This window comes from Haloferax sp. S1W (assembly GCF_044593955.1).
Classification (GTDB): Archaea; Halobacteriota; Halobacteria; order Halobacteriales; family Haloferacaceae; genus Haloferax.
This window is the reverse complement of sequence record NZ_CP172595.1, coordinates 1,238,051-1,254,789: the sequence shown is the minus strand read 5'-3', so window position 1 is coordinate 1,254,789 and position 16,739 is coordinate 1,238,051. Positions and strand designations below refer to the sequence as shown.

The window sequence follows — 16,739 nt, the reverse complement described above, 5'->3', positions numbered from 1 at the left end:
TCCAAAGCGGAGTATGTTCGACGGGGAGCCATCCCGCAGAGCGTTCCTGAAAGCCGCCGTGGCCGCAGGCGGGGCGGCGGCGCTCTCGGCGTGCCTCGACAAGGCACCGGACGAACCCGTACCGGCGGGGACCGACGACCCCTCTTCGCTTCCGAATCGACAGCACGCCTGGAACGACGCGTGTCTGACCGACGAGTACGGGAACGTCGAGTTACCGCGCCACCAGATACTCCTCTACCTGAATCTCGACCGCGACGGCCCGCCGACGAAAGCTGACCGCCAGACGACCGAAGACGCCTTCCGCGTACTCGACCGTGCGTACGAGCGAAGCCACGAGGGCCTCATCTGGTCTGTCGGCTACTCGCCGCGGTACTTCTCCCGCTTCGACGACCCGCTTCCGGACTCCATCGACCTTCCCGAGCCACGGGCGCTCTCGCCGTTCGAGACACCCGAATTCGACCGGCAGGACGCGCTCATCCACCTCGCATCCGACAGAGCGGATGTCGTCCTCGAAGCCGAACAGGCGCTCACAGGCGAAGTCGACGAAGCAAACGGTATCGCCGTCGATGCCGACCTCTCGGGCGTGTTCTCGGTCGGAGACAGGCGAACTGGATTCGTCGGTGCCGGCCTTCCGGCGAAACACCAGTCGGATATCAACGGCATCCCAGACGGGAATCCCGTCCCGAAGGAGTCGCCGCTGTTCATGGGATTCAAGGCCGGATTCGCCAAGAATCAGGCGACCGAGGAGTACGTCACACTCGCCGAGGGGCCGTTCGCCGGAGGCACGACGAAACACGTCGCGAACGTCCGGCAGCGACTCGCCGATTGGTACGACGAAGAAGACCAGTTCCACCGCATCATGAAGCTGTTTTCGCCCGCTCACGCCGAGGAGGAACTGGTCGACGGAATCGGCGCGAACCTCGGCGACGACAGCGGTATCGACGCCATGCTCGACCGGATACGTGAGGACGCAGAACAGTTCGGCCACGTCGGCCACGCCCAGAAGGCCGCCCGCGCCAACCGCGACACGGACGGGAACGTCAAACTCCTCCGGCGGCACTTCGAGTCGGCCGACGACGGCATCGCCAGCCTGCACTTCCCGTCGCTACAAACCGGCATCTCCGAGTTCGAAGCGGTCCGCGAGGCGATGAACGGCACCGACCTCACCGACATCCCGACCATTCGTCAGCGCGTGAACAACGGAATTTTAGAGTACATCTTCGTCAAGCACCGCGGGAACTTCCTCGTGCCGCCGCGAGAGATTCGGTCGTTGCCGACGACGGCCGGAACGGCACCGATGCCGGACGCCTGAGTTGTTCGGGACCTCCCTCAAACGTACCCGAGGAACGACAGCGCCAGCACGATTTGCCAGACACCGGCGAGGACCATCACGACGGCGGCCACTTTCTGCACCGACCCGATGTACTGCGACAGCGAGCGAACGCGGCCGCCACTAAGTGCGGTCAGTACCGTTACGATAGCCAGCGGAAGCGCCGCGGACAGCGCGTAGGCCCCGAGCGAAATCACGGCTTGCGGCGTCGGGAGCGCGAGCGACTGCGCGACGACGCCGAGGAAGATAGGCACGACACAGCCCGCAGCGGCAAGGCCGTAGACGGCCCCGAAGATTCCGAATCCGGCGACTGAAGACCGGTACTCGGGCAGGACGACGTGGAGATTCGGTGCCCTGCCGGTGTAGAGGAGCACGCCGAAGACGACGAGCGCGCCGCCGACGATTGGCTCGAAGAGGGCGATTTGAGAGGTGATTCGACCGCCGACGAGGACGAGGACGCCGCCGATGGCCGCGAGGACGATGAGGGCGGCGAGCGAGGCGACGGACCCGCGGGTGACGGCCCCACCCAAGTCAGCCTCATCACGCGAGAGGTAGTAGCCGACGTACCCCGGAAGCAGGGGGTACGCACACGGGGCGAAGAACGTTGCGACACCCGCACTCACGGCGAACGCGAGCGTCCCTGCGAACGCGGGGTCGAGGCCGAGCATCAGCGAACGCCCTCGAGCGCCTCCCGGATGTTCGACTCGCTGGCGAGTCCGCGGTGGGTCCACGTTATCTCGCCGTTCGCGTCAAAGACGACGAGGTACGGAAGTCCGTTCGCGCGTACGGCGCGCATCAGTCTGCTCTCGGGGTCGTGACCCACAGTCCAGTTGCCGTCGTGGTCGGCCCACCACGCCCGGATGTCGTCGAGAGTGAGACCGCCGCCGAGTCGCTCGTTCGTCACCGAGACGAAGGCGACGTCGTCGCCGAACTCCTCGTGGAGCGTCCGAAGCGACTCCATCTGTGCAACACACGGCGCACACCACGTGGCGAAGAGGTCGAGGATGGTGGGCGTCCCCGCGGCCGGGACGCGAACCTCGCCCGCCTCGGACCCCTGTGCGTCGATGGTATCGACGACCAGCGGGAGGTCGCCACTGGCGGCGGACTCGGTGGAGTCAGTGGCCGTTCCGGCCGCATCGGTGGACTCTCCGGCATCGTCGGTCCCGCCGGACGAATCACCGCCGAGACAGCCAGCGATGCCGCCGAGGCCGACACCCGCGAGCGCGCCGAGGACCTGACGGCGTCTCATCGGCCGTCACCTCGGCACGGCTGCATCGACCTTCGTGTCGCGTTCATACGCATGGCTAGTTCACTTCCCCCTAAAGAACCGCTGGTGTCGTGCGCGAATCACGCTTCAGAGGTAGTGTGTGCCTCGAATTCGGCTTATCGAGCGTTCTCGATGGCCGATTTCAGGTCCTTCCACCCGTGGGCGACCTGCTCACCGTTCACGAGGACCGTCGGCGTCCCTTCGAGGCCGCGGTTCTCCACGGCGTCTTTTCGCTGGGAATCGAGAAGCGGACGGTATCGACCGCGCGAGGCGGCGGAAGCGACCGAACATCCGTCGAGACCGACGTCACTTGCGAGGTCACGGACCGTCGAGAGCGACGCTTCGCGCTTCCCGCCGCCGAACGACGACTGGTTTTCGAACAGTGCGTGGGCGAATTCGAAGAACGTCTCGTCGTCGGCTTCGTCCTGTGCGGCGCGAGCGGCGGACGCGCCTTTCCACGACCACCACTTGCCCACGGGAATCGGGAAGTCGTGGTGGCGGTACTGGACGATGCCTTCGGAGACGTACTCGGATTCGAGTTTCGGGAGGACATCGAGCGAGAAGGTCGCACAGTGGGGACACGCGAAATCTTCCCACACGTCGACGACGACGGATGCGTCGTCGGGACCCATCGTGGGCGTCGGGAGGGAGTCGACCGGGTCACGTTCGGCGATGTCACAACCGAGCGAGGAGAGAGCACCCTGGTCGCTCTGGCTACCACCACCGCCGAGACATCCGGCAGTACCGAGCATCGCCGCACCAGCCGTCGTTGCGAGGAACCTGCGTCGGGTCTGCTGCATAGACGGAGTGTAGAGTGTCCCGTACTTAGGCCCACCGAGGTCCGTTCTTCGTGTCCCACCGACCGTCGAACGATACGTCTTAGCGTCCCCATCTCCTTTCGGTACCTGTGCCAACCGTCCACTTCCGCGGGCGTCAAATCGAGTGTGACCGCGGTGCGGTCCTTCGGGACGTGCTTCGTGAGGCCGGGGAGCCACCGCACAACGGGAACGCGTCGTGGGCGAACTGCCGCGGCATCGGGTGCTGTGGTACCTGTGCAGTCTCCGTCGAAGGCCCGGTGACTCACCGGACGAAGATGGAGGGGTGGCGGCTGAATTTCCCGCCACACGAGGAGCGACCGGGGCTTCGGTTGTCGTGCCAGACACTCGTCTTGGGCGACCTCTGGGTCGAAAAGTACCCCGGACTTTGGGGCCACAAAACGTCCGATGGTGCACCAGATACTGCGCCCGATGAGTGTCGATGCGATGTCGACGACGACGCTCTCTGCGGAACCGATGCTACTGGTGGTCGCGGCAGTGACGACTCGGACCGCGAGTAACCTGTCTTATCCGTCGGTGGCGTGGTCGTACCATCGAAGCAAGTCTTCTCGGTCGCGGGTGTCGTCCGGAACGTCGGAGACGTGGAACCACCGCGCAGCCGAGATTTCGTCGTCCGGGTCGCGGACAGCGAGTTCCGCCGCCTGCTCCGCGCGGGCCTGGTAGATTGGCATGACGCCCCACGTCTGGTGGCCGTCACACCGGAGGTCGATTCGAGTCGCCATCGCGAGCCCGTCGTATTCGGCACCGATTCCGGCCTCTTCGGCGAGTTCTCGGCGCGCAGCCTCTCGAAATCCTTCTCCGGAAGCGACGTTCCCGCCGGGGAGAACCCACATCTCGACGCCGTCGTGGCGGACGAGGAGAACTTCGTCGTCGCGCCGACGGACGATAGTGTGGACGCCGAATGGGGTGCCGGTCGATTTGACGCGAGACGCGAGCGTCCGGAAGCGAGCGCGAGAGACGCGCTTCGTGTGGACCGGTTCGAGGAACTCCGTGTGGCTTCGACGGAGTCGATGGTAGGCCTGCTCGGCCCGCTGTCGCGCCTCGTCGGCGAGGAACCACAGGTCGTCGACCGTCATTGCGGGACGAACGACGGGCGGTTCGAGTCCGGTCGCGTCGACATACTCGTAGTTAGGAATACCCCCACAAATCGGCTTCGAACGGGGTGCATCCGCTCGTCGAACCGAGGCGTCGAGACCAATCACCGCGCTTTTATTCGGCGACGCGGAAGTGAGGAGCATGAGCTTTGAGAAGGACGATACAGTCGTTCTGCACGACAAACACAGCGAGTTCGACGGCGAGACCGGGACGGTCACGCAGGTTATCGAGAGCATGTTCGGTGAGCCGACCTACACCATCAGCTTCGACGAGGGGCAGGAAGTCGGTATCCCGCAGGACCAACTCGAAGCCGCCGAAGCGGACGAAGCGGCTGAAGAAGACGAAGAGTAAACCTCCTTACCGCCTCACCCGCGACACTTCTACATACGATGGCACGCGTTCCCTTTCACTACATAGACCTCCGCACGTTCTGTTACGAGACGGAAGACGACAAACGGGTTGAGGCGGCCCTCCGGACGTTCCTCCCCGACGAGTTCGAAATCGACCGGATGGAGAGTACGGGCCACCACGGTGACCGAATCATCGTCTTCTCCGCGCGGGTCGAACGCGCCGACGACCTGCGGCACGTGCTCTCGAAGATTCGTGAACTCCCCGACTTCGAGGAACTCTTGGAGGAACTGGACGACCGAGTGACCGACAACACCGAGTTTTTCCTCCGACTCGACAAACAGGCCGCGTTCAGAGACGAGGTTCGACGCGGCCCCGGACTCACGCTCCGGGCCAAGGTCGAGGCCTACCCGGCGAAGAAAGAAGCGGCAGTCGAAAACGCTCACAACGCTCTCGTCGGCGACGAGTAGCGCCGCCGTCTCGCGCGTTCTGTCTCAGTTTTCTGGCTACCCGGTGGTCAGTTTTCGGACCACTTGATGGAGCATCCCTGCGAGGGATACTCTTCGACGGGGATGTCGTCGCCAGCGAGAAGCGCTTCGACCGCATCGCGCATCTCGTAATCGGTCACTTCTTCGTCGGGACTCATCGCGTCGTCGATGCGAGAGTGGAACACGAGTTCGAACCCGTCGCCCGTGTTTTCGAAGAGGAACGGGTCGGGCGTACAGACCGCACCGTACGCTCTGGCGACTTCCTGTGACTCGTCGCGGAGGTACGCAGTGTAGTCGATGGTACCGTCGTCGGCGAGTTCCTGCATCCGCTCGAAGGAGTCGTCGGGGTAGTCCTCGTCGTCGTTCGGGTTGATACCGACGACCGCGAGGTCGTCGTACGCGTCAGCGAGGTAGTTCAGTTCGTCGAACTTCGCCTTCGCGTACGGACAGTGGTTACACGTGAAGACGATGAGAAGCGCGTCGTACTCGGAGAACGAATCGAGCGAGTACGTCTCCCCGTCGGTCCCGGGGAGTTCGAAACCGGGCGCGTCGTCGCCGTGTTCGAGTTCCGAGTCGGATTCCATCAAGACCATACCACGGGATTGGAACCCAGGAGACTAAAGCCGTTGGCCCCTGCCCGAGCGTTCGCCCGCCTGAATCACTCGACGGAAACGAGGAAGACGGCGACGACGGCGAACGCGATACCCGCGACTTTGCGGGCCGTAACGGGTTCGCCGAGGGCGATGATGCCGACGACGGAGGAGACGGCGAGGAACATCCCGAAGATGGGAGCGACGATAGAGACGGGACCGAGCGCGAGCGCCCGGTAGTACGAGAGGATGCCGACCGCCAGACAGAGACCAGCGAAAACGACGTAGGGGAGTTTCGAACTGACGACCGAGTCGGAGACGCTCTGTCCCGAGACGACGATGAGACCGAACGTGGCGGCGACCAGAATACCGTTTGCGACGAGGGCGGCCACGTCGCTCGGAATCTTTCCTTGCCCGGTCGTCGCGACTTTCATCAGCGGTGCGACGAGCGAGTACGCGCCGAGCGCGACGACTGCCCACGAGATGTAGTTCACGTAATATTCACCGTTCGGACACCGGGCCTCCGCGGGGTATAGGATTACGATTCGCCGAAAGCACCCCCGGAATCGACGTGAGTTGTGCCGCTGTACAAACTACTTTTAAAAGAGAGTAGAATTTCCGTCTATAACTTGAACCAGACGAGTTAATTTTGACCTGTGGAAAACGTTTATCACATATTATGCTGTATAGGTAGACATGTCCCAGGAAGTAACCCCTTCGGTAACCGCCCACACGTGGGACGACCCGACCCGCTGTCCGTTTTGCCTCGCCGAACTCGAAAGCGAAGGTGCAGGCTTCATCGACCACATCGACGAGAGTCCCATCTGTCGACAGGGCTTCGGTATGTGGCGCGACGCCGTCGCCGACGATGTCGGCGGCGAATGGTCCGGATAGGCGGTCACTCGGCACCGGATTCTGTTTTCAAAAAGAGACGATGACCGCCGAGTCGGTTACTCCGACGCCACCCCGAGTTGCTTCATCATCGCCATCGTGTCCGTACTGTTCCACTGCTCGACGATGAGGCCACCTTCGAACCGGGCTTCGAACATCCCCCAGACGTCGATTTCCCGATTCGTCGGCGGGATTTCTCCCTCAGGGCTGTCGAGCGTTCCGTCGTGCGTCCCGGTGAGGCGGTAGCGACCGTAGACGAGGTCGTTTCTCGCCACGACATCGAAGATTTCGATGTGGAAGTCAGAGAACGCGTCGTGGTACTTCTTCGCCCAGTCTTTCACCTCTTGTGTTCCGACCAATCCCTCGGGTTCTGTGACCGCGTGGGTCTCGGCCAACGGGTCATACTCCTCGTCGACGATGTCGTAGTTCCCTTTGTTCCACAGTTCTTCGGCAATCCGAAGCGCTGTCTCTCGGTTCTGTTCTTCCTGCTCGGTTGTTGCTGACATCTCCTCTCCCCCCGTTCAGAGAGACGACGCGTGACAACTTAGTAATGGATTATTGCTGTTACGAACGTCCTCCCAGAAATCAACGGGCAGTCCCGTCCCGATTAATTGGTGGCAAACTCGAAAGTCACTAACCACCACCAGAAGTGCAATTTAATCGTCATGTCTGAGAACGTCTCGCCGGTCGCAGTCTTCGTTCCGGCGATTGTGTTCGGTGGAATTGGTCTGTTCTTGTTCGGGGCACTCGGTGCGGGTGTTGGTGGTGCGCTCGGCGTGGCACTCGGAACCACCGTGAGTCAACGCGAGTGACTCACCGGATGGCCGATTAGTCGCCTGCGGCCGCCCGTGGGTCGCGCGCCGACCCGTCAACCCGGCCGAGAAGCCACTGTGTGAGGGCCAACGAGACGAATCCGAGGACCGAGACGACGCCGAAGGCGACCTGAACACTCGCGAGGTCGATGAGCACGCCGAACGCTGGCGGAGCGACGGCCCCACCGAGGGAGATACCGATAGTGACGACAGCGAATGTCTTTCCGAGGTCCGAACGCTCGGAGAGTCGGTCTGCGAGTGTCGAGCGCGCCGGTCGAGAGACGCTAATCGTCCCGCTGAAGGGTAAGACGAGAACGAGCAAGACGAGCGGGAGTGCGCCGGTTGCCAGGGCGGCGGCGAGGACCCCAAGTGCCGCGTAGCCACCGAGTGCGACGCTTCCGGGACCGATTCGGTCCGTGAGCGCCCCGCCGAGTAAGATTGTACCTGCTCCTGTCACGAGCATCCCCGAGACGAGGAGGTTCGCCGTCCCGGGGGTGAGCGGGTAGGCACCGGAGAGGAGTTGTGGCGAGTAGGTTCGAATGCACCACGCGGCGGCAGAGGTCAGAAACGAGAGGAGCGCGAGTCCCATCAGTCCCGACGAGGAGACGAGACCACGAATCCCCCGGCGAACACCCGCCAGCGTCGGCCGGGAGTCGGGGCGGTCTTCGACCGCCGGTTTCGCGACTTCGGGACGCAGCGTTCGAGAAACTGGGAGTGCGGCGATGGCGTATCCCGCACCGAGCGCGGCGACGATTCCGATGACCCAGCGCCACTCTAGTCCGGCCGCGTCGACGCCCGCGGCGATGGCGTAGGGGACGGCGAAGCCGATAGACCCGCCGAGGGCGTGAATCGAGTAGGCGCGGCCCCGGTTCGCTTCGGCAGTCGCCGCCGCGAGAAGCGGGTAGTGCGCGGGGTGGTGGCCCGCGATGCCGATGCCGAGGAGCGCCTGCGAAACGAGGAGCCACTCGTACGTCGGCGCGAGGGCGGTGGCGACGATGCCGAGCGTCCCGACGATGAGCGAGATGGCGAGGACGAGGGTTCGACTTCGGGTGTCCGAGAGATAGCCGAAAGGGAGTTGCAGGAGCGTGACGACGGCACCCTGAACGCCGATTGCGAGGCCGACGGCGGCGATGCTCACGCCGAACTCGCTGGCGACGACGCCGATGACGGGCGCGAGCGCGACGAGGTAGGCGTGGTTGACAACGTGCGACCCGGCGACGAGGCCGACGACCCGCTTTTCCTGCGTCTCTGTCACGGGAGAGTTGTCGCCGTCGGGAGTGAAAAGTGGCTCGTCAGCGGCGACACCGGCCGCGTGGCCTGCCACGGCCACCAAACGACAGGACGCACGGGCTCACACACCTGCTTCGTCTCACCGTTGCGCCCGTTGCTGCCCGACTCGCATCCCTAACCAGAGCGCTGCGAAGGTGTCGAAAAAGTCGGTTCCAGTGTTCACAAGTTCGTGTTCGACGCCGAGCGACTGACACCGCTCGTCGATGTCGTCGAGGTGTCGGTGGAGTCGCTCGTCGTACCGTTTCGCGGCAGACCCGCCGAAGTAGACCCGCCGCGTCTCGTCGGACTCGGGGTCTTCGAACACGGCATCACCGGCGGCTTCGGGGCCGAGTTCCTCCGGCGTCAACACCTGTGCTACGAGCACGTCGTTACGGGCGAGCGCAGCGAGTCCGGCAGCCACGTCGTCGGGGTCGAACAGTCCGTCGGTGACGACGAGGACGAGTGACCGCGAGTGGATGGTGTCGGCGTACGCTTCGAGGGCGGTCTGTACGTCACCATCGCCAGCGGGAGCCGTCTCGTTGAGCCGGTCGACGAGTTGCAGTATCTCGCCTCGGCTCGACCCGCCGGTGTCGATTCGGTCGGCAGAGTCGCCCACGAGCGAGAATCGAAAGTCGTTGTTCTCCTCCGCGGTGAGGTGGCAGAATCCGAGACCGAGTTTGGCTCCGTACTCGAACTTGTTCAGGTCGCCTTCGCCGAAGTCCATCGACGCCGTGGCGTCGAGGAGGACATGAACTGTGAGGTTTCGCTCTGCCTCGTACCGCTTGATGAATAGCTCCTCGGTCCGGGCGTAGACCTTCCAGTCGATGAGACGCGGGTCGTCTCCGGCGACGTACCGGCGGTGGTCACTGAACGTCAGGCCCTCGCCGACATTGCGCGATTGCTGTTCGCCCGAAAGCGGCGCGTTCGACAGGCGCTTCAGCGAGGTGTCGAATCGGTCGAGTTCGTCGAGGAAGCCGGGGTCTATCATTCGAGGAGACGCTGGACGACATCGTCGGGCGTGAGGCCCTCACGTTCCGCGCGGAAGTCGAGGATGATGCGGTGGCGGATGACCGGCGGTGCCATCTCGGCTACGTCTTCCCACGAGACGTGAGAGCGGCCGTGGATGAACGCCCGCGCCTTCGCAGCGAGGACGAGCGCCATGCTCGCACGGGGACTGGCACCGAACTCGATGGCGTCGTCTTCGCGCGTCTTTCGAACCAACTCGATGGCCCTGTCACGGATGTCGTCGGCGATGGGAACCTGTCGGACGAGTCGCTGCGCCGCCAGCAGGTGCGTCCGCGGGAGCACGCGCTCGACTTCGGGCACACTTCCCCCTTCGGCGTACTGCTGGACAATGGTGCGCTCCTCGTCGAACTCGGGGTAGGTAACGAGAATCTTCATGAGGAAGCGGTCGGTCTGGGCCTCCGGAAGCGGGTAGGTCCCGCCCTGGTCGATGGGGTTCTGCGTTGCGAGGACGAAAAACGGCTTCGGGAGTTCGTAGGTATCGCCCGCGGCCGTCACTTGCTTTTCCTGCATCGCTTCGAGGAGTGCGGCTTGCGTCTTCGGCGTCGCACGGTTAATCTCGTCGGCGAGGACGACATTCGCAAAGATAGGTCCACGTTCGAAAACGAACTCCCGTCCATCGGCGGTCTCACGGATAATCTCCGTACCAGTAATGTCCGACGGCATCAGGTCCGGCGTGTTCTGGATACGAGAGAACTGGAGGTCCGTCGCCTCGGCCAGCGCCCGGACGAGCGTCGTCTTCCCGAGACCGGGATTCGATTCGAGGAGCGCATTCCCATCACAGAGGATACAGACGAGCAGGCGCTCGACAACCTCGTGCTGACCGATGATACGCTTTCCAACCTCTGATTTGACGGCCGCGACGCTCGACTGGAGGTCTTCGAGGCTCATCTCCGAGAGCTGTCTGCGTGCCGTCGCGTTCTGGGCGGCGTCGGTCTGGTTCGGTACGTCGAAATCGTCGGGGGAATCCCAATTCAAATCGTGCTCGTCACTCATCGTCTTGGTCGCGTATCTTCAGCGTGTAGTCACGAATCAGTGCTTCATCTTCGAGGGTGTCGTCGGCGAGATAGCCCGCCCGCTGGCTTTCGACGGCAACGTCGCTACTGTAGCCTGTCGAATCGTAGGCGGCCGCCACCGACGAGGGCGAATCAGAACCGCTTCCGGTCCCGCCGAGGGTGGCGTTCAACTCGTCGGCCCCCGTGGAGACGTTCTCGGGGTCACCGAGAATCGAACTCCCGTTTTCGAGTTCGCTGTCACGGTACGTCCCGTCCCTGTCGGTATCGGCCAGTTGTCCGCTCGGTCCGCCGAGCCCGGTTATCCGGAGGTCAGCGACGGCGAGGTGGATGCTCGCCGCCGAGAGCGCGATGGCGAGGACCACCGCGACGGCGACGCGCCGAGTCGGCAGCAACTCGACGGACGAGGTAGACCGCAATCGGGAGAGGACGTCCTCGTAAAGGGCGACGACCATCTGCGATTCGCCGCCACTGCCGAGCGTGTCGCGGGCGGTTCGCAGGGCTTCTGCAACCTCCGGATTGACCGCTTCGAACTGCTCGACTGGCGGCTGTCGCATCCGAAGCGTGTACTCGGCCCCCGCGACGAGGATGCCAATGAGAATCGCAATCGGAACCGCGACGTGAATCGCTACCGCCGTGTCCACGCCCGGCAGTCGAGCGAGCGATAGTTCGCGTGGGAGACTCGACACGGGGAGTGTTCGGAGTACGATGTTGACCAGTAGGGCCGCGACTGCACCGTCGGCGACACTCGGAACGAGCGCGGCCTTCTTGGCCTCACGTCTGACGGCGCGAACGGCGGCCGACATCTGCGCCGAGAGGTCGTCGTCCGAGGCGGACTCACCGCTCGCGTCGGGGCTATTGGACGTCTCAGAGGGCGAACCGTCAGACATCGTTACACGCAGGGGGTTTGTCCCCATCTATCTCCGAACACGCGGATTCGAGGTCCGACTCCAGGTCGTCGACATCATCTCGAAGCTCGTCGATTTGGGTTTCGAGGTCTTCGACCTCCGTTTCGAGTTCTTCGTTGGTTTCGGAGAGGTTCTCGTTACTCGTTTCGAGGTTGGTGAGACGTTCCTTGAGCCGCGTCTTGTCTTCCTCAAGCTGTTCGATGGTCGTGCGTGCCTCTCTGAGTTCCGACCGTGCACTTGCGAGTTCGTTTTCGGTTTCGAGGAGCTTGTCCTGCGTCGTAACAAGCTTGTCCTGCGTCTCGTCGAGCCGTTTTTCCGTTTCTTCGAGATTGGTCGAGACCTGCGATACGTCGCCTCGCGTTCGTTCGAGGCTCTCGTTTAACTCCTCGAGTTCTGTTCGCACTTCCGAGAGATTTTGTCTAGTCTCTGAAAGGTTCGTCTGGAGGGCTTCATTTCGCTCCCGCAACGCGTCGTTTTGCTCGTCGAGGGAGTCTACGGAGTGTTGATAGTACATCGTTGCCCCGACCGTTCCAGTCGTCAGGAGGACGATGAGGACGACGAGGCCGAGGTTCAGGGACCTACCGATGATGCTCATATCAGTCCACCTTCACTTCGAGTTCGACCCCGATACACTTGAACTCGCCGGAGAAGCACCTCGCCGAGGTAGACGAGGAACGCGCCGAGGACGAACGCTCTCGCCCAGTCGTCGCGAACGGGTCGCACACCAGACGCATTGTCGCGAGCAGACCTGGCTATTTCGGCGGCCTGATTCGGCGAGTACAGTTTCCCGCCGGTGTCGGACACCGTTGTTTCGAGTTCCGGCGAGGTTCCGAACCCGGCGTATTCGACCGGGTAGTTCGCGGCGAAGGACGTGTTCAACACGCCGTGGAAGCCCTGTTCGGTGGGCGTGACGGTGGCGCGGTAGACGCCGGGGCTGACCGACGAGAACGTGAGGTTTCCTTCGGCCGGTCGTGAGTCACCGCGGTAGACCACAGTGACGGACGACCCGACACGGGTGTCAGGGACGTTGGTGACGCCGGTCGCCTTGCGTTCGGGGTCGCCGACGACGAAGTTCGTCGATTTCGTGAGCAACAGCGAGTCCGGGCGGCCGAGGAGTCCGTCGAGTGACCCGTCGGTTCCGTAGGACGTGATGGTCACGACGCGGCCGAGACCGTATCGCCACGACGCGACTGCGGGCGTCCCGTCGTCGGCGGCAACGAGGAAGTTCGCACCGCTTCGGACGGACACGTCGTTAACCTGTCCCGGGTTCGCCGTGAGTTCGACGCCCGAGGTGACGAAGTCGTTGCGGTCGACGACGGTCAACCCGTCGCCCGCGTACTGTCGATTCGCCCCGCCGAAGAGGATTCTGAGCCGACTCGTCTCGTCGGCGCGCAGGTAGTTCCCGCCGGACGCGCGGGCAATGCCGCGCAAGGTCTGTTCGTTCGGGTTCGGGCCGGTCCCGATGGTCATGACGCGAACGCCTTTACGGCCGAGTTGCTCCGCGGTGGCCGAGGCGTCCTCGAATCGGTCGTGGCCGTCACTGATGAGGATGATAGTGCCGCGGCGGTCACCGAGGAGTTGCGACGCACCACCGAGTCCGACGGCGATGTCGGTTGCCCCGCCCGAGTTGAGGCGGCGGATGAGGTCGGCAGTCGATTCGCGGTTCTCCCCGAGGGGGCGAAGTGGCGCAACCTCGTAGGCGCGATAGTTGAACCCGACGACGCCCACCTTGTTTTCGTCGCCGAGTTGGTCGAGCGCGTCAAGTGCGACGGCTTTCTGGACGCGCATGCCCGACTCCGCACTGCCGGACACGTCGATAGCGAAGACGAGATTCGTACTCTGGCCACTGCCTTCGCCCGTCGTGACCGGAAGCGCGGAGGCGAGTTGTGAATCTTTGTAGCCACCGTTTTCGAAGGAGTTCGGACCGCCCACGACGAGGAGACCGCCGCCGTCGATGACGAACCGCTGAAGGGCGTCGACGTTGCCGACGTCCCGCGCGTGCATGTCCTGTACCACGACGGCGTGGTACGACGAGAGGTCGTCGGGAACCGCCGACGCGACCTCTACGTCGTACAGTTCCGAGAGATAGTCACGGAATGGGTAGGTCCCTTTCGAGACGTACAGCACCTTCGGGGGTTCGACGACCCGAACCGTCTTGTGGAAGACGTTGTTGTCGTCGAACCGGTCGTCCGCGTCGATGCGGGCGGTGAGTTGATACGTGCCGACGGTGTCGAACGTCTGCGAAAACTCGACTGCACCGGGCGACGTGACCGTCTTTCGTGTGACTTCCTCGCCGTCGACTTCGACGACGACTTCCACGCTGGTCGATTCGTCCGGCGAGACGCCGCCGACCTGCGCGAGGAAGGCGTTTTCGACGCCGACGCTCGTCTTCGCCGGGCCGCTGAGCGAGACGTACTGTTCCGCCGACTTCGGTTCGGGCGGGACCGCACTCACCGTCGCGTTCATGCTCCGAGCCAACTCGGTCGCAGAGGCGAGACTCCGCCCGGATGTCACGCGGCCGTCGGAGACGAGGACGACTGTCCCGTCGGGTCTGAGGTTCGCCGCGAGCGCGTTGCCGAGGGGGGACTCGCTGCCTTTTGCAACGGTGGACACCGTGACCGGAACACCTTGGTCTTCGATTCGACTGGCGAGGCCGGAAGTAACGTTCGACGAGACGGCCATGCTGTCGGATTCGTCTACGAGGAGCGTCACATGGGGGTCGCCCTCGGTATGTCTGGTCTGAATCGTGTACGGCCCCGCCGCCGCGACGACCAAGAGCAGGACGACAAAGACGCGCGAGGCGAAGAGCAACCGCCGCGACCGTTCGCCTGCGGTCCCGTCCGCGCGCCGGAAGATGACGCCCCACGCGAGGATGACCGCAACCGGAATCACGAGCAAGAACAGGGGCCGTTCGAGTCCGAGCGTCCATCCCGAGACCTCCGTCGTCCACGTGAGGAGCGGAAGCCCGGACATCAGAGGTCACCCCGCTTCCGGAGATACGCGAGTTCGATGAACGTTACAGCGAGTGCGAAAAGCGCAGTCCACTCAGTCAACGGGTCGGGGACGAGTCGTTCTTCGACTCGCGTCGGGGACGCTGACGCCCGGTCCTGTTTGTCCAGCGGCGTCGCCGCGACGCTGGACTCGGACTCGCTGAGGAGACCAGCAGCGTACGCGTTCTGGTCGACGCCGTAGAACCCAGATTCGTCGAGTCTGACCTCGGGACCGGTTACGGTTCCGCTCGGCGTCTGGACCGACTGGTTCACCCCGACTGTGAGCGACCCACCGGTTTCCCGGTTCAGTTCGGCGAGCGTCGGTCGTCCGGCGAGGTGGAAGACGGCGCGCTTCCAGAAGACCGGGTACTGGTAGTTGTACTTGAACGCCGACTCGTCTTGGATGAACCCGTAGTACAGCAGTCGGCCCGCGCCCCGGTCGGAAACGGCGACGAGCGGCGACCCGTCGCTCGCGGTGACGAGCGCCTCACCCTCGCGTACCTCGCCGACGTGGTACCTGCTCGGCGGCGGGAACGTAATTCCCTTCGTGAGTTGGTGGTCGGAGACGGTTCCGATAGTCGGGTTCGCCTTCATGTGGTCCGATTCGAGCAAGAGCAGGTTCCCGTACTCGGGCATCTCCGTTTGGGCCTGCACCGCGACGCCGCCGCCGTTCTCGACGACTTCGCGTCCGGCGTCGAGGTTGCCCGCGAGCAGACGCTTGCGGTCCACGTTGCTGTAGATGATAACGTCGTACTCCGGCGTGACACTCGTCGGCGGATTATCGACCGTCAGCGACACCTCGGGGATGACCGAGAGCGCGGCCGTGAGGAATCGGTTCTCGTCGTTCGTGAGGACGAGTACGTCGATTAACTGGTCTTTCGGGGCGGCCACCGGGAGTTTGTCGTCGGTGGGGAAGTCGTCACCCGGCGAGAGAGAGACGCGGCCCCCACCTGCTGGAACCGGGAACGTCGCGGTACTCACGTCACCTGCTCCGAGCGTCACCTGTCGGGAGACACCCGCGAGTGAGACTGTCCGCGTCACCTCCGAGTCGCCGTAATTCTTCACCGTCACCGTGACGTTCGGCCCGGTAAAGCGCCGGTCGATGATACCGACGTTGGCGTCGCCACCACCGCTGAACTGCCGAAGGTCGACGACGATGTCACGGGCGCGCGCTTCGCGAACCGCATCTTGCCACGGTGAGTCGTCGGCGAAGTCGCTGAGGACGACGATTCGCGCATCGTTCCCAGCGACGGCGGCGGCCGTGGTGATAGCGGACCGGAGGTCCCCCGGTGCGGCAGTCACAGAGAGACCATCGAGCGTCGACCGGGCGTCGGTCGCGCTGCCGCGGCGGAGCGCAACGTCAGCGTTGGACCCGGCGACGACCACCGAAGTCGTTCCAGTCACCTCGTTTCGGGCGGCGTCGAGGGCCTTCTGAAAGCGCGTGCCACCGCCGTCTTTGACTCCCATGCTCGCGCTGGCATCGACCACCAGTACCGTTTCGGACACCGTCTCCGATTCCGGGACGAGAACGTACGGCGTCGCGAGCGACCCGACCAGCGCGAGAATAGCGAGCAGTTGCACGAGCAAGAGGAGGTTCCGAAGGAGTCTGTCGAAGACAGGATTCGACGCGTTTCGACCCGCCGTATCTGCGAGAAACTGGAACGTCGGGAGCGTCCGACGAACCGGTTCTGGGCGCAGAAAGTAGAGGAGAATGAGGGGGACTGCCCCGAGGAGGGCGACCAACCCCAACGGAAACAGAAAGAATTCGTCGAGGACCATGCGGATTCCGTGGACCCCGTAGGTGAAGGATGTTTCCCTATGAGTGACACGTTCACAGAAATGGAACTGTGTTCCGAGAGCCACTATCCCGAAACAGCTA

General features: G+C 63.7%; 20 protein-coding genes. 6 read left to right on the top strand and 14 right to left on the bottom strand.

Annotation, left to right across the window (positions count from 1 at the left end; all coding sequences use genetic code 11):
* Nucleotides 1-13: 13 nt before the first annotated feature.
* Nucleotides 14-1,312: a twin-arginine translocation signal domain-containing protein gene (locus ACH9L7_RS06605; protein WP_396612930.1), complete on the top strand. Its 1,299-nt coding sequence runs from the start codon at nucleotides 14-16 to the stop codon at nucleotides 1,310-1,312.
* A gap of 17 nt (nucleotides 1,313-1,329) precedes the next feature.
* Here ACH9L7_RS06605 and ACH9L7_RS06600 read toward each other — a convergent pair whose 3' ends face one another.
* From ACH9L7_RS06600 to ACH9L7_RS06590, 3 genes are all read right to left on the bottom strand, one after another.
* Complete coding sequence (locus ACH9L7_RS06600) at nucleotides 1,330-1,998, bottom strand: cytochrome c biogenesis CcdA family protein (protein WP_396612929.1); 669 nt, start codon at nucleotides 1,996-1,998, stop codon at nucleotides 1,330-1,332.
* A complete protein-coding gene (locus tag ACH9L7_RS06595; RefSeq protein WP_396612928.1) occupies nucleotides 1,998-2,579 on the bottom strand; it encodes a TlpA family protein disulfide reductase in 582 nt (193 codons plus the stop codon). Before ACH9L7_RS06595 ends, ACH9L7_RS06600 begins: the two co-directional genes overlap by 1 nt.
* A gap of 134 nt (nucleotides 2,580-2,713) precedes the next feature.
* Complete coding sequence (locus tag ACH9L7_RS06590; protein WP_396612927.1) at nucleotides 2,714-3,397, bottom strand: DsbA family protein; 684 nt, start codon at nucleotides 3,395-3,397, stop codon at nucleotides 2,714-2,716.
* 107 nt (nucleotides 3,398-3,504) lie between these two features.
* On the opposite strand from ACH9L7_RS06590, the gene ACH9L7_RS06585 reads away from it, so the two are divergent.
* A complete protein-coding gene (locus ACH9L7_RS06585; protein WP_396612926.1) occupies nucleotides 3,505-3,933 on the top strand; it encodes a 2Fe-2S iron-sulfur cluster-binding protein in 429 nt (142 codons plus the stop codon).
* 6 nt (nucleotides 3,934-3,939) lie between these two features.
* Here the strand turns inward: ACH9L7_RS06585 and ACH9L7_RS06580 are convergent, their stop codons facing one another.
* The gene (locus ACH9L7_RS06580) at nucleotides 3,940-4,509 is read right to left on the bottom strand and encodes an NUDIX hydrolase (RefSeq protein WP_396613235.1); all 570 of its coding nucleotides are present in this window, start codon (nucleotides 4,507-4,509) and stop codon (nucleotides 3,940-3,942) included.
* A gap of 160 nt (nucleotides 4,510-4,669) precedes the next feature.
* Here ACH9L7_RS06580 and ACH9L7_RS06575 point away from each other — a divergent pair, with 160 nt between their 5' ends.
* On the top strand, nucleotides 4,670-4,879 hold the full coding sequence (locus tag ACH9L7_RS06575; RefSeq protein WP_396612925.1) for a DUF1918 domain-containing protein: 210 nt from the start codon (nucleotides 4,670-4,672) through the stop codon (nucleotides 4,877-4,879).
* A 38-nt stretch (nucleotides 4,880-4,917) separates the two neighbouring features.
* Nucleotides 4,918-5,346, top strand: coding sequence for an RNA-binding protein (locus tag ACH9L7_RS06570; protein WP_396612924.1), 429 nt, complete (start codon nucleotides 4,918-4,920; stop codon nucleotides 5,344-5,346).
* A gap of 47 nt (nucleotides 5,347-5,393) precedes the next feature.
* Here ACH9L7_RS06570 and ACH9L7_RS06565 read toward each other — a convergent pair whose 3' ends face one another.
* Both ACH9L7_RS06565 and ACH9L7_RS06560 read right to left on the bottom strand, forming a co-directional pair.
* A complete protein-coding gene (locus ACH9L7_RS06565; protein ID WP_396612923.1) occupies nucleotides 5,394-5,957 on the bottom strand; it encodes a thioredoxin family protein in 564 nt (187 codons plus the stop codon).
* A gap of 65 nt (nucleotides 5,958-6,022) precedes the next feature.
* Nucleotides 6,023-6,448, bottom strand: a complete 426-nt coding sequence (locus ACH9L7_RS06560; RefSeq protein WP_396612922.1) for an EamA family transporter — start codon at nucleotides 6,446-6,448, stop codon at nucleotides 6,023-6,025.
* Nucleotides 6,449-6,650: 202 nt separating this feature from the next.
* On the opposite strand from ACH9L7_RS06560, the gene ACH9L7_RS06555 reads away from it, so the two are divergent.
* A complete protein-coding gene (locus tag ACH9L7_RS06555; protein WP_396612921.1) occupies nucleotides 6,651-6,848 on the top strand; it encodes a hypothetical protein in 198 nt (65 codons plus the stop codon).
* 56 nt (nucleotides 6,849-6,904) lie between these two features.
* Here the strand turns inward: ACH9L7_RS06555 and ACH9L7_RS06550 are convergent, their stop codons facing one another.
* A complete protein-coding gene (locus ACH9L7_RS06550) occupies nucleotides 6,905-7,351 on the bottom strand; it encodes an ester cyclase (RefSeq protein WP_396612920.1) in 447 nt (148 codons plus the stop codon).
* Between the two features lie 159 nt (nucleotides 7,352-7,510).
* Here ACH9L7_RS06550 and ACH9L7_RS06545 point away from each other — a divergent pair, with 159 nt between their 5' ends.
* A complete protein-coding gene (locus ACH9L7_RS06545; RefSeq protein WP_396612919.1) occupies nucleotides 7,511-7,657 on the top strand; it encodes a hypothetical protein in 147 nt (48 codons plus the stop codon).
* 16 nt (nucleotides 7,658-7,673) lie between these two features.
* Here ACH9L7_RS06545 and ACH9L7_RS06540 read toward each other — a convergent pair whose 3' ends face one another.
* The 7 genes from ACH9L7_RS06540 to ACH9L7_RS06510 form a co-directional block, all read right to left on the bottom strand.
* Nucleotides 7,674-8,912 carry an MFS transporter gene (locus ACH9L7_RS06540; RefSeq protein WP_396613234.1) on the bottom strand — a complete coding sequence of 413 codons (1,239 nt, stop codon included), beginning with the start codon at nucleotides 8,910-8,912 and terminating at the stop codon, nucleotides 7,674-7,676.
* A gap of 114 nt (nucleotides 8,913-9,026) precedes the next feature.
* A complete protein-coding gene (locus ACH9L7_RS06535) occupies nucleotides 9,027-9,914 on the bottom strand; it encodes a DUF58 domain-containing protein (RefSeq protein ID WP_396612918.1) in 888 nt (295 codons plus the stop codon).
* Nucleotides 9,911-10,840: an AAA family ATPase gene (locus tag ACH9L7_RS06530; protein WP_396613233.1), complete on the bottom strand. Its 930-nt coding sequence runs from the start codon at nucleotides 10,838-10,840 to the stop codon at nucleotides 9,911-9,913. The genes ACH9L7_RS06535 and ACH9L7_RS06530 overlap by 4 nt, the downstream gene beginning before the upstream one ends.
* 97 nt (nucleotides 10,841-10,937) lie before the next feature.
* On the bottom strand, nucleotides 10,938-11,852 hold the full coding sequence (locus ACH9L7_RS06525) for a hypothetical protein (protein ID WP_396612917.1): 915 nt from the start codon (nucleotides 11,850-11,852) through the stop codon (nucleotides 10,938-10,940).
* Complete coding sequence (locus tag ACH9L7_RS06520) at nucleotides 11,845-12,465, bottom strand: chromosome partitioning protein (RefSeq protein WP_396612916.1); 621 nt, start codon at nucleotides 12,463-12,465, stop codon at nucleotides 11,845-11,847. The genes ACH9L7_RS06525 and ACH9L7_RS06520 overlap by 8 nt, the downstream gene beginning before the upstream one ends.
* Nucleotides 12,462-14,843 carry a VWA domain-containing protein gene (locus ACH9L7_RS06515; RefSeq protein WP_396612915.1) on the bottom strand — a complete coding sequence of 794 codons (2,382 nt, stop codon included), beginning with the start codon at nucleotides 14,841-14,843 and terminating at the stop codon, nucleotides 12,462-12,464. The genes ACH9L7_RS06520 and ACH9L7_RS06515 overlap by 4 nt, the downstream gene beginning before the upstream one ends.
* Entirely contained in the window at nucleotides 14,843-16,639 is a 1,797-nt protein-coding gene (locus tag ACH9L7_RS06510; RefSeq protein WP_396612914.1) for a BatA domain-containing protein, read from the bottom strand. Before ACH9L7_RS06510 ends, ACH9L7_RS06515 begins: the two co-directional genes overlap by 1 nt.
* Between the last annotated feature and the right edge of the window lie 100 nt (nucleotides 16,640-16,739).